This window comes from Niastella sp. OAS944 (assembly GCA_024809215.1).
Taxonomy (GTDB): domain Bacteria; phylum Bacteroidota; class Bacteroidia; order Chitinophagales; family Chitinophagaceae; genus Niastella.
Genome location: JANUBW010000003.1, coordinates 584,199 through 596,500 on the forward strand (window position 1 = coordinate 584,199; position 12,302 = coordinate 596,500).

Genomic DNA, 12,302 nt, shown 5'->3' on the forward strand with positions numbered 1-12,302 from the left:
CTAATTCTACCAATACCCACTAAATTGGAAGAAATTAATTCCAGGCATGAGAAGGCTGCTGATCATCACCGGTTCACTAATAGCATTACAAACCGCCAGTGCGCAAACGTCGCACATGGATTTTGAAAAATATACCCCTACTTCAACGCTGGTAGTACCAGAACATAAATTAAACCGCGCCCGCTATCCATTCATCGATGTGCATAATCACCAACGCGGCATGTCGCCTTCAGACCTCAAAGACCTGCAAAAAGACATGGACAAGTTGAATATGGCGGTGATGGTAAATCTTAGCGGTGACAATGGCAAAAGCCTTCAAAATAAGATCGACAATATTCGTTCAACCAGTCCCAAACGGTTTATTGTTTTTGCCAATATCAACTTCAACGGCATCGGTGACCCCGGCTGGACGGAAAAAGCCGTTAAACAGTTAGAAGAAGATGCAAAATATGGCGCCAATGGCTTAAAAGTATTCAAGAACCTGGGCCTTTCAGTGAAAGACAATACCGGCAAACGTGTAACCGTCGATGACCCGCGTTTAGATGCCATTTGGGATAAATGCGGCGAGCTTAAAATACCGGTGCTTATACACACCGCCGACCCCAAACCCTTTTGGGACCCGGAAGATGAGCACAACGAACGCTGGCTCGAGATTACTTCGCACCCGGGCCGCAAAAGAGGCCCCAACGATCCTGCACCCTGGGAAGTGCTGATTGAAGAGCAGCACCGTATGTTTAAAAAGCATTCCCGCACCACATTTATTGCAGCGCATTTTGGCTGGTACCCTAATAATCTGCCTAAGCTGGGCGAGCTGTTAGATGATATGCCAAACGTTGTAGTGGAATTTGGCGCCGTGATTGCCGAACTGGGCCGCCAGCCTCGCATGGCGCGTAAATTCTTTGAAAAATACCAGGACCGCATTTTATTTGGAAAAGACAGCTGGGTGCCCGATGAATATGCCACCTACTTTAGAGTGCTTGAAACCGAAGACGAATATTTTCCCTATCATAAAAAGTATCATGCCTTTTGGGCTATGTATGGCATGGGCCTGCCCGATGCTATCCTGAAGAAAGTATATTATAAGAACGCACTGCGCATTATACCTAATATTGATAGATCGCAGTTCCCTGCCGATTGAGAGAAGTAAGAAGTATGAGGTATGAAGATCAACAAGCTTTATACCTCATGCTTGTTATTTAAGCCGGGTATAATTAAAATCAGAGCCAGACTCCTTTCCATTCTTATTCCCCTCAATTCTTGCCCGTATTTCATTCGAAGAAATAAGTTCATAGATCACCCGTTGCGGATAATCGTGTTCTTTATTCTCAAACACGTAACGGTTATTATTATAAGAGATCAATTTAAATGGGACCGGTTGTTGATTATTTTGATCCCGTACTACCGGTGTATAAAAAATAGCATTGCCCTGTAATGAAATAACCACATTCTCCAGCACTATAGTATCATTGTTACTTATCTTATAACTGCGGCCTGTAAGCTGGTTATCGCCACTAACCTGCCACTCTTCGTATAAGGCGCCGCGTTTACTATCCATTTTCCACAAACCTGTTAACCCATGCAGGGGTTTGAACTCAGTATTTGTGTAAACAGGTTGTTGTGCCATTGATATAGTTACAAACACAAACAATAAACAAATAGTAACAGTATACTTTCTCATAGCGAAGTGTATTAGTATAACATATTGCTGAAGTTACAAAAGGTATTTCGTTCGGTACGGTTTTCATCGTGTTGCAATCCCGCTTCATCAGGTATTAATTGATATTGATCAGATTGCACATTGGTACCTTTTTTGATTTTGTATTTTTATAAAAACTAACAGTTATGAAAAAGCTTGCCATTGCGGCTACCGCTGTATTATTTATCATCAATAGCTTTAATGCCAGTGCACAAACGCAACAGGATCAAATGAAAGCCTGGACAGATTACATGACACCTGGCGATGTTCATAAGATGCTGGCCAAATGGGATGGTAAATGGAAAGGCGATGTAAGCATGTGGATGCAGCCCGGCGCACCGCCAACAAAAAGCACTTCAACCTGTGTAAACAAAATGATAATGGGAGGGCGTTATCAACTAAGTACACACTCCGGCAACATGATGGGCCAGCCTTTTGAAGGGCAAAGCACGCTGGGTTGGGACAATGCCCGAAAAGTACTTGTTAGCAGTTGGATCGATAATATGGGAACCGGTATTATGTATATGGAAGGCACCTGGGACGATGCCACTAAAACGGCCACATTGAAAGGCAAAACAACCGACCCAATGACCGGTAAGGAAATGGATGTAAAAGAAACCTTTGCCGTTATTAACGACAATACCCAAAAAATGGAAATGTTTATGAATATGGGTGGTCAGGAGATGAAAACTATGGAGATTACGTTCACCAGGGCTAAATAAATACCGTAAAGAAAAGAAACAGGGGTTCCCGATAAATCGGGAACCCCTGTTTCTTTTTGGTTTTGACATTTATCAAATTATATAACAGCAAAAATTGTCTTTCCCTATAGCTAAAATTTTAAACGGCATTATTAAATGCATTTTTTAGCCTCTTTAACTTTTTTGGCGCCCCTCCTACAAAACTCCCGCTATCAAAAAACTTTTAACCGCATCGAACAAAAAGCTTCAGCTATTAATTATTTTTTTTCCAACGCATTTAATTTTTCCCGGTGGTCAGAAAACAATCTGCGCCTATTGAAAACTTTTTAAAGACATCAAACTAAAAAGTTTTGATATGCTGTTGTTGCGTTTCCTACTCACGCTAAAAATTCCCGGCATTAAAAAACTTTTTATACGCAGCATAAAAAAAGCTTTAATATGTGGTTGCTTTTTTTCCGGCTCATCTAAAAATTCCCCGTATCAAAAACTTTTTAAAATGAGCGTTTAAAAAACAATCAGCTATTCAACATTTCTTTTTGTCTCACTTTCTTATTCCTCAGGTCTATTCCACCTTCCAGTATCGACTTCAGGTTTGCCAAATAGAATGTCCAGCCGCCTTTACAACCCACATGAAAATTGTACATGCCCTTTTCATCAGTTGGTATATCCTCCTGTGTTAGTTCTACAATATGTTCCCCTTCTTCCTCTGTGATCGTTACTGTAACATTACCTGCTTTACCAAAGCTGAACCTGAAACGGTCTTTATGGTTCAGCTCAAGTATTTTACCGTTTTCAACAGCTTCATCTCCATAACCAAACCAAAGCCATTTATAGGTATCGCCAATAGTTATTTCTTCATCAGTGCCTCTTTCAACACCATCTTTATCCTTGTACTCACTCAGGCGTACAAACCAGCTTTCCATTCCACCCCGGGTGGCCCACATTTTATAAATGTCTTCAGCAGGTGCGCTTATATTTATACGTGTAACGAACTTGCTCCAGTCAATAGTTGACATATTTTATTGTTTTTTTGTGCAGGTATATAAAGCCTTGAAGGAATTGTTGCATTGTATGCGCAGACTCCTTCAAGGCATTTTCATGGCTATATATTGAATTGCGTTTTAATGCCAGGCGCCAATGATGGCCCCCATTAATATTAATGCTACCACACTATAAAATCCGTTAATACATATCAGGCGCCAGGGTTTTAATTCAAACAAACTATGAATGGCAATGGCGCAAAACGTCCAAATGCCGGCTAAAAAACCAGCAATGGCGCCCCAGGTAATATCGGCTTTGGCTGCGCATTGCGGCGGGCAGTCTGCCGGTGTGGCTAAAAACATGGCCAGGTTTACCGACATCAATAGTGAAAAAATAAGTGTAAAGCCAAAGATCTTTCCTTTATTACCGCCTTTTCTAATTTGTTCTTCGGTGAAATTGTTATCCTTCATCCAGGCCCGGCCAAACAGCCCGGGCGAGTACCAAATGCCGCCCACTACAAATGACGAAATACCGGCTACCAGCACAGCCCACCAGTTTATTAAAGGCATTGTCATAAACAAATAGTTTTTAATTAAAACCCACGCCCCTATAGTTATTTCAAATCTATTTGCTAATTTTTATACCTTCAACTAAAAGGGAATAAGGTTGGAAAAGCAGCCGATCAATATCAATAATAAGCCGATCAAAAAAACAGGCAGCGCCGTGCGCCTGAACGATATTGGGTTCAGAATTATTCTTATACCTGCATTCGGCGTCGTTATTCCATTGATCACCTATGGTGAACAATCAAACGCCTTCAACCTGGAAATTCAAGCTCAGCTTTTTATTTACCATTGGTATTGCGTTTTTAATATGGGAGGGTAACCGTTACCTGCTGTTTACCCTGCGTAGTTACTTCGACTGGTTTAATAAACCGGTGCGCAAAATTGTAGTGCTTGTATTGGCCATCTCTTTTTATACTATTCCTATAAGCGCATTGATGCTGGTGATATGGTATAAGATCTTCAATAATGGCATAGTTAATTGGGACCTGCTTTATACAACCACGCTTGTAATAATGATAAGCGTATTGTTTATTACACATATTTATGAAACGGTATTTTTAGTGCGTGAGGCAGAAAATGAAAAGCTGAAGAAAGAGCAACTGGAAAGGGCCAGGGCCGAAGCGGAACTGGAGGCACTGAAGAATCAGATAGACCCGCATTTTATATTCAATTCATTAAATACATTATCGCACCTTATTGAAAAAGAACCGGCCAAAGCAAAAAAGTTCAATGATAACCTGGCCGACGTTTACCGGTACATTCTTCAAAACAAAGTTCGCGAGCTGGTTTTGCTTCATGAAGAAATACTATTTTTAACCGATTATTTTTCATTGTTGAAGATCAGGTTCGAACAGGCTGTTCAATTACAAATAAATATTGACCCTGCACTATTCGATCTGTATTTAATACCCCCTATCTCACTGCAAATACTGGTTGAGAATGCCATTAAGCATAATGAGTTTTCCGATGCCCTGCCCCTGGTAATTACCATAGAAATGCAAAACGATGAATTGATCATTCATAACCAGGTACGAAAAAAAGTTTTAAGAAAAACTTCCTCCCGCATTGGGTTGAATAACCTGGGCGAACGTTATAGATTAACCACCAGTAAAGAAATTAGTGTATCGGAATCAGCCAGCGATTTCACTGTTTCATTACCCATTTTAAAAATTGCCTGATATGAACTGCGTTATTATAGAAGACGAAAAACCGGCAGCAGAAAAATTACTTTCATTACTTGCTGTAGGTAGTCAACAGGTATATGTTGAAGCGGTATTGGGCAGTGTAAAGGAAGCCATCGACTGGCTGCAACAGCATGCCACACCCGAGTTGATATTTATGGATATTGAACTGAGCGATGGCCTGTCGTTTAAAATATTTGAACAAATAAATATTGAATGCCCGGTTATATTTATTACCGCCTATGATGAATACTGGCAGGAAGCATTTGAACATAACAGTATAGATTATTTGCTAAAACCGGTAAAACCCGAAAAGCTGGATGCGGCCCTCAAAAAGTATCAAAAGCTAAAACAACATTTTACCGGCAACTATCAAACCTTGGCAAACTGGCCGGCCACCCAATCACAGGCTGGGTATAAAAAACGGTTCCTGGTAAAACGGGGTACAGATTACATTAGCATTAAGGCAGAAGAAGTGGCCTATTTTTACGCTACTCATAAGTTGGTTTGCATGGTTGACAGCAGCGGGCAAAAATTTATTATGGACCAATCGCTGGCCGATATTGAGACCCAGGTTGACCCTACCTCCTTTTACCGGGTAAATCGTAAATACCTGGTAAATATGAGCGCCATTAAACGTATAAAAACCTACCCAAAAAGCAAATTATTACTTGAAGTTGTGCCCCTTGTAACAGAAGATATTATAATAAGTCAGGAAAATGCCGCCGCCTTCAAGCAATGGATGGGACAGTAGGTTATTGTGATAATATGCTAATGAGATAATGTGATAATGGAATACAGGGAGAGATCCGCGAATATTGTCGAATATGCTAAATGATGAGTGGCAATACAAATTAGAAGGAGCTCTGGAGTTCGGGAATTCAAAACATATTATTAATTATTAATTAGGCGACCACATTCACCATTCACCACTGACCATTGCCCATTGCCCATAAAAAACCCCGATAAAATAAACTACCGGGGAATTTGTGCATCACAGCATTAGTTGTTGCCGCCGCCTGCGCCGCCACCACGTGGTCCGCCGCCGCGTTGAGGACGCATAGAAGGCTCAATTTCATCCTTCCATTTCTTGTATTGGTCCTCGGTAAAGATCTTTTTCAGCTTTTCGTCGCGATCAGCGCTCATTTTTTGCATTTTTTCGCGCATGGCATCCCGGTCAGGGGCGCCGCCGCCGGCCCGCATATCTTCTATCATTTTATTCTGAGCCCTGAAAAACTCCAGGAAAGTGCTATCGCTTTTAGTGGTCTGGTCGCCATCAAGCTTCAGGTCAACCAGTTTTTCTTTAACCTGTTTTAATCTCTCTTCGGGGGTACGGCGTTGAAAACCACCGCCGCCGCCAGGACCACCCTGGGCTTGTACGGCAAATGTCCCGGTTATTGCAATCGCTAATAATAAAAACACTTTTTTCATGCTATGAGATTTAGTTTATGGAAAGTATACCCTGTTTGGATGCCGGCAAGGGCTAAAAACCTGCGCTAAAACAAAAAATATTGTGTTGAAGCCCCAAAATGGGCCCATGTTGCCCCATTCACCATACTGGTTTTTTGGGCCGGAACCTATCGGACACCATCTTTCAGACTATTTTGGAACACCGTTTGCCAAAATCAGATTATCTTGCAACTCCTTAAAAAATTTGTATTGATATGGAATACGCTAAAATTGTTGCTGTAACAGGTTTACCAGGATTATTCGAATTGGTGAGCAGTAAATCTGATGGCGCTATTGTACGGTCACTGGAAGACAAAAGCACAAAATTTGTTTCGAGCAGGATACATAATTTTTCTCATCTCGAAAGCATTGAAGTATATACAGTTCGCGATAATGTGAACCTGGTGGATATTTTTACAGCCATGCAAAATAGTGGCGAGAACCTGCCTGACGATAAGGATAATGCGGCAGTGAAAAAATATTTCGAAAAAGTTTATGCCGACCTCGATTTCGACCGCGTATACTCAAGCGATATGAAGAAGATGGTAAAGTGGTATGGCGTATTGAAGTCGAACAATATCGAAATTAAATTAAGAGAAGCAGCCCCTGAAGAAGAAGGCGTTGAAGAAGCAGTTGCAGTAGAAGAAACAGCAGCAGCTCCTGCTAAAGCAGAAAAGCCGAAAGCAGCTAAAAAAGAAGTAGCTGAAGCAGCTGGTGAAGAAGAAAAGAAAGAAGCAGCCCCTAAAAAGAAAGCGGCTCCCAAAGCTAAAAAAGAAGAAGCTGAAGGCGACGGCGAAGAAAAGAAAGAAGCAGCCCCTAAGAAAAAAGCAGCCCCTAAAGCCAAGAAAGAAGAGGGCGATGCTACTGAAGAAGCGCCTAAAAAGAAAGCGGCTCCTAAAAAAGACGCCAAAAAGTAATTTAGCATTCTTTAATAAACTAAAGCTACAGGCTGCTGGTTTTTATACCGGAAGTTTGTAGCTTTCTTATTTTAAAAAAGGTGATACAATGAATCATACTGCCGACATTAAAAAATTGCCAAGGCAATTTTTACCTGAAGATTTTACAGTAACTACCTGGGATAATCTTGAACCTTATTTTAAGAACCTGCTCGACAGGCCCATTAACTCAAATGCCGACCTGGAAAAATGGTTGTACGATATGAGCGAACTGGAAGCCGTAGTAAGTGAAGATGCGTGCTGGCGCCAGATTAAAATGACCTGCGATACCGAGAACAAAACGCTTGAAGAAGCCTTCGTGTTCTTTGTAACCCAAATTCAGCCTCAAATTCAGCCCTATGCCGATAAGCTGAATAAAAAACTGGTTGAAAGCCCATTCGTGGCAAAACTTGACCAGCAAAAATATTTTACCTACCTGCGTAGCGTTCGTAAAAGCATCGAGCTGTTTCGCGAAGAAAATATTCCCCTGCAATCTGAACTGGCCGTACTGGCACAACAGTTTGGCACCATTGCCGGTAAAATGACGGTTGAAGTGAACGGAAAGGAATACACTCTGCAACAGGCCAGTAAATTCCTCGAAAGCCACGACCGCAGCCTGCGCGAAAGCGTTTACCGCAAAATAAACGAACGACGCTTACAGGATAAGGATGCATTGAACGACCTGTATACGCAATTGATACAAAAAAGACACCAGGTAGCTAAAAATGCCGGTTTCGATAACTACCGCGATTATAAGTTTAAAGAGCTGGGCCGTTTCGATTATACAAAAGAAGATTGCTTTCAGTTTCACGAAGCTGTAAAACAACACGTACTGCCACTGGTAAATATTATCAATGAGCGGAAAAAGAAAAAACTGAACCTTACTTCTTTACGCCCCTGGGATTCTGAAGCAGAACCAGAAGGTGTTGCTCCACTGAATCCGTTTAGCACAGGCAATGAACTGTTGGAGAAAAGTATTGAATGCTTCGACCAGGTTCATCCTTTCTTTGCCGATTGCCTGCGCAAAATGAGCGAAATGAAACGCCTCGACCTGGATAGCCGTAAAGGAAAAGCGCCCGGCGGGTATAATTGTCCGCTGGCCGAAACAGGAGCGCCCTTTATATTTATGAATGCGGCCGGACAAATGAGTGATGTTACAACCATGGTACACGAAGGTGGCCATGCGGTACATTCATTTCTCGCCCACCCATTGGAGTTAACCTCTTTCAAAGAGTACCCAATGGAGATAGCCGAAGTAGCCAGCATGTCGATGGAATTGTTCAGCATGGACGCCTGGGATGTTTTCTTTACCAAAGAAGAAGACCTTATAAGGGCTAAAGAACACCAGCTGGAAAGAGTGATAACCATATTCCCCTGGATAGCCACCATCGACAAGTTTCAACACTGGGTATACGAAAATCCTACACATACAGTAGAAGAGCGGTCTGCAAAATGGATGGAGATCCTGAACGAGTTCTCGAGCAATGTGGTTGACTGGGAAGGACTGGAAGGTTATCGCACCTACGCCTGGCAACGACAGCTGCATTTGTTTGAAGTTCCGTTGTACTATATTGAATATGGTATTGCTCAGTTAGGCGCCATTGGTTTGTGGATGCAGTTCAGAAAAGATAAAACAGCAGCCATTAACAACTATATGACGTCACTACAATTGGGTGGAACTAAAACATTACCTGAACTGTACAAAGCGGCAGGACTTGTTTTTAACTTTTCTCCCGACTATATAAAGCAGCTGATGCAATTTGTAAAAGGCGAAATGGATAAACTAAACGTTCATCCATAGCCGGGAAAAAAATACCCAGTTCATGGTATGCGAAATATTAATTCATTCTATTATATTTGTAGCATTAAAAAATAGAGTTGATTTAGGTAGCAACTGCTGCCAACTATCATAAAATAGCTACTAATCAGAGCCTTAACCAAAAGTCCCGGTGTTTCTACATCGGGGCTTTGTGTTTTTATATGTCCAAGATTTTGTTAAAGGTTATTAATAAATAGAATTCAGTACTGGCGGGCATTTCAAATGATCAAAGCAAAATTGGTTAAGCATTGGATTTTACTGACCACGGTCAGTTTTTAATCCCTCTTTAATGAGATGCACAGAATTTCTTCCAAAAAGAAAATACCGGTTATGGCACACCGGGATAAACGCAAATGCCAATTTGCAATGGGCAATAAGCAAGGGTCGCCGGTATTTAAAAATCGCGAAACCATTTTGCCTATTGCGTATTGTCTATTGCCAATTGGTTTTACATCGTTGGCGAATAACCGGAATTGTTATTTACTGATTGTTATCAAGTTTTTTAACGGCACTCTTTACACAAACCAGTAACCACCATTTGGTAGTCGTGTGGTAAAAACCCACCTGGTAATTTTACTTCAGGAATATGTACATCGGCCAGGCAAATTGTTTTGCCACATTTCTGACATATAAAGTGAACGTGGTTATCGTGGTGATGTCCCTCGGAGCAATCATCTTTACAAAGGGCGTACAACACCGAATTATCGGCGGTTGGTATGGTATGAATAATTCCTTTTTCAAGGAATGTTTGCAGCGTACGGTAAACAGTAACCCGGTCGAATTTTTCACCGGTCTTTTTTTCAATATCGCCATGCGCCAGCGCTCCGTTGCTCAATAAAAACAACTCCAGTATGCGCTTACGGCTACCGGTCACACTTAATTGATTTTTACGAAGTATATCGTCTATCTGTGCCTCCATTGTGAAATCATTAAACACTGCAGCATTAGCTGCCGAAAACATTATTTGAAAAACGCTCACCGGGATTATGTTCCCGCAACAACTTCTTTATATCTTTTTTCAATTCTTCTATTTCTTCTTTCTTTAAGCCGTCGTAAATTTTACGCACCCGGCCAATTCTGTCAACCAGGGCAAAGAACTGGGTGTGCAAAAACTGGTCATTAATGTTCTGCAGGTTGTTTTGCGGGTCATCTAACACATAGCTGTTACGTGCTGTAAGGTACAGGCTATCTTTACGGCCCGTTAAGAACACCCACTGTTTTGTATTCACTTTTAATGAATCGGCGTACCATTTTAACCGGCCCACCGTGTCATTATCAGGATCAACGGTGTGCGACAAGATCATAAAAGCCGGTTCATTTTTAAACTCCTCGTATATTTTGTGCATATTGGTGTTCAGCTGAGGGCAAATACTGGGGCAGGTGGTAAAAAAATATTCCGCCACGTATACTTTGCCTTCTACTGATCTTTCTGTTACCCGCTCCCCATCCTGGTTTATAAAACTAAAAGGTTTAATTCGTTGCACCACAGGTAGCTTTACATCGCCAAAACCAGGAATTACCTGCGTCATAGCGAAATAGAAACCAATCGCCAGCACTATAAAAAAGCCAATATAAAAGAACACTTTACGGTTCATAACAATGTTGATATTTTCAGGCCTCAAAGGTACGGCTAGCCTCTCCGCAACCAATGGATTTATTTTTATAACGAATCTTTTTGCAACAAAGTTGCATGCGAATAAATTTACTTCTTATCTTCGGGCCATGAATTTTAGAGTAAACTGGGATGCGATGGGTGTGGCCGCTTCACTTGCCTGCGCAATCCACTGCGCAATTTTACCCCTGGCATTAACCAGTTTGCCTGTTTTGGGCATAAATATAATTGACAATGAAGCGTTTGAATATTTTATGATCTTTCTGGCCTTTGGCATTGGGGTGTATTCCCTTCGCCATGGATATAAGAAACATCACCATAGCACGCTTCCCATTATCATTTTCGCCGTTGGCATTACCGGGCTGATAGCCAAGCAAATATGGCATCAATACCAGCTTTGGATCCTGCCTTTTGCTGTTTTAATGATCGTAACCGCTCATTTAATAAACTTCAGGGCCTGCCGGGTGCACAATCATGCTCATGAAGATGATTGTGATCATTAAAATGGCTTTTCCCCGCTTCAGGCACTATATTCAGCATATTTTGTCCTGGTAAAACCTTACGAGAACAAGTTTTTCAAAATAAGAAACAATTGCAGCGCGCAATTGTTATTTTTGTATTCAACTTAAACGAAGGAAGTATCATGATCAAAACAGGAAGTCCTGTCATTAGTATTTATACAGAAATGACGCCTAATCCGGAGACAATGAAATTTGTGGCCAATAAGTTGTTGTATCCGGGCAAAAGCATTGATTTTCCGGATCTGGAAAATGCCAAGGCCTCGCCACTGGCTACCGAATTATTTGGTTTTCCCTTTATAAAGGCGGTTTTCATCGCCAGCAACTTTGTAACCCTTACAAAAACTGTTGAAACCGATTGGAATGACGTTATTCCAACCATTCGCCAGTTTTTGAAAGAATACCTGGAAGAAAATAAAGTGGTGATCAATGAAGACGAGATCGCTACTATTAAACAGGAAAGCTCAAACACAGTTGCCGCCGATGACGACGATGTGGTTAAGCGTATTAAAGAGTTACTGGAAAACTATGTAAAACCAGCGGTGGAAATGGATGGCGGTGCTATTCAATTTAAAAGCTATAACGAAGGTGTTGTAAACCTGATGTTGCAAGGCTCATGCAGTGGTTGTCCTTCTTCAATGATCACCTTAAAGGCAGGTATTGAAGGAATGATGAAGCGCATGATCCCCGAGGTTAAGGAAGTAGTGGCTGAGGCAGAATAACACTTAAGTAGTTAATATAACTTTATTGCGTTGACCTTCCCCCGCAAAGGGAAGGTCTTTTTTTGTACTTATGTGAACAGGAAGAAAGTATAGCTGAGATATTCACCTCGCTTGGCTGTATT

Annotated in this window: 14 protein-coding genes; 8 read left to right on the forward strand and 6 right to left on the reverse strand. The window is 41.4% G+C overall.

Annotated elements, in window-relative coordinates; translation table 11 throughout:
- The first annotated feature begins 46 nt into the window (after nucleotides 1-46).
- Nucleotides 47-1,138: an amidohydrolase family protein gene (locus GGD38_RS17045; protein WP_375297455.1), complete on the forward strand. Its 1,092-nt coding sequence runs from the start codon at nucleotides 47-49 to the stop codon at nucleotides 1,136-1,138.
- Between the two features lie 54 nt (nucleotides 1,139-1,192).
- Here GGD38_RS17045 and GGD38_RS17050 read toward each other — a convergent pair whose 3' ends face one another.
- Complete coding sequence (locus GGD38_RS17050) at nucleotides 1,193-1,678, reverse strand: DUF6265 family protein (protein WP_375297456.1); 486 nt, start codon at nucleotides 1,676-1,678, stop codon at nucleotides 1,193-1,195.
- Between the two features lie 164 nt (nucleotides 1,679-1,842).
- On the opposite strand from GGD38_RS17050, the gene GGD38_RS17055 reads away from it, so the two are divergent.
- Nucleotides 1,843-2,418 carry a DUF1579 domain-containing protein gene (locus tag GGD38_RS17055; RefSeq protein WP_375297457.1) on the forward strand — a complete coding sequence of 192 codons (576 nt, stop codon included), beginning with the start codon at nucleotides 1,843-1,845 and terminating at the stop codon, nucleotides 2,416-2,418.
- Between the two features lie 494 nt (nucleotides 2,419-2,912).
- Here GGD38_RS17055 and GGD38_RS17060 read toward each other — a convergent pair whose 3' ends face one another.
- Both GGD38_RS17060 and GGD38_RS17065 read right to left on the reverse strand, forming a co-directional pair.
- Nucleotides 2,913-3,413 (reverse strand): SRPBCC domain-containing protein, encoded by a 501-nt coding sequence (locus tag GGD38_RS17060; protein ID WP_375297458.1) that lies wholly within the window; start codon nucleotides 3,411-3,413, stop codon nucleotides 2,913-2,915.
- A gap of 105 nt (nucleotides 3,414-3,518) precedes the next feature.
- On the reverse strand, nucleotides 3,519-3,953 hold the full coding sequence (locus tag GGD38_RS17065) for a DUF1761 domain-containing protein (protein ID WP_375297459.1): 435 nt from the start codon (nucleotides 3,951-3,953) through the stop codon (nucleotides 3,519-3,521).
- Between the two features lie 221 nt (nucleotides 3,954-4,174).
- Here GGD38_RS17065 and GGD38_RS17070 point away from each other — a divergent pair, with 221 nt between their 5' ends.
- Together GGD38_RS17070 and GGD38_RS17075 are read left to right on the forward strand one after the other, a co-directional pair.
- The gene (locus GGD38_RS17070; protein WP_375297460.1) at nucleotides 4,175-5,122 is read left to right on the forward strand and encodes a sensor histidine kinase; all 948 of its coding nucleotides are present in this window, start codon (nucleotides 4,175-4,177) and stop codon (nucleotides 5,120-5,122) included.
- A gap of 1 nt (nucleotide 5,123) precedes the next feature.
- Entirely contained in the window at nucleotides 5,124-5,879 is a 756-nt protein-coding gene (locus GGD38_RS17075; RefSeq protein WP_375297461.1) for a LytR/AlgR family response regulator transcription factor, read from the forward strand.
- Between the two features lie 248 nt (nucleotides 5,880-6,127).
- On the opposite strand, the gene GGD38_RS17080 is transcribed toward GGD38_RS17075, so the two are convergent.
- Nucleotides 6,128-6,556: a hypothetical protein gene (locus tag GGD38_RS17080; RefSeq protein ID WP_375297462.1), complete on the reverse strand. Its 429-nt coding sequence runs from the start codon at nucleotides 6,554-6,556 to the stop codon at nucleotides 6,128-6,130.
- 233 nt (nucleotides 6,557-6,789) lie between these two features.
- Here GGD38_RS17080 and GGD38_RS17085 point away from each other — a divergent pair, with 233 nt between their 5' ends.
- Nucleotides 6,790-7,491, forward strand: coding sequence for a DUF5606 domain-containing protein (locus GGD38_RS17085; RefSeq protein WP_375297463.1), 702 nt, complete (start codon nucleotides 6,790-6,792; stop codon nucleotides 7,489-7,491).
- An 88-nt stretch (nucleotides 7,492-7,579) separates the two neighbouring features.
- Nucleotides 7,580-9,310, forward strand: coding sequence for a M3 family oligoendopeptidase (locus GGD38_RS17090; RefSeq protein ID WP_375297464.1), 1,731 nt, complete (start codon nucleotides 7,580-7,582; stop codon nucleotides 9,308-9,310).
- A gap of 520 nt (nucleotides 9,311-9,830) precedes the next feature.
- Here the strand turns inward: GGD38_RS17090 and GGD38_RS17095 are convergent.
- Nucleotides 9,831-10,247, reverse strand: a complete 417-nt coding sequence (locus GGD38_RS17095; protein WP_375297465.1) for a Fur family transcriptional regulator — start codon at nucleotides 10,245-10,247, stop codon at nucleotides 9,831-9,833.
- Nucleotides 10,248-10,272: 25 nt separating this feature from the next.
- On the reverse strand, nucleotides 10,273-10,923 hold the full coding sequence (locus tag GGD38_RS17100) for an SCO family protein (protein ID WP_375297466.1): 651 nt from the start codon (nucleotides 10,921-10,923) through the stop codon (nucleotides 10,273-10,275).
- 127 nt (nucleotides 10,924-11,050) lie between these two features.
- Between GGD38_RS17100 and GGD38_RS17105 the strand changes: the two genes are divergently transcribed.
- On the forward strand, nucleotides 11,051-11,443 hold the full coding sequence (locus GGD38_RS17105) for a MerC domain-containing protein (RefSeq protein ID WP_375297467.1): 393 nt from the start codon (nucleotides 11,051-11,053) through the stop codon (nucleotides 11,441-11,443).
- A 140-nt stretch (nucleotides 11,444-11,583) separates the two neighbouring features.
- Complete coding sequence (locus tag GGD38_RS17110; RefSeq protein ID WP_375297468.1) at nucleotides 11,584-12,180, forward strand: NifU family protein; 597 nt, start codon at nucleotides 11,584-11,586, stop codon at nucleotides 12,178-12,180.
- The last annotated feature ends 122 nt before the right edge of the window (nucleotides 12,181-12,302 follow it).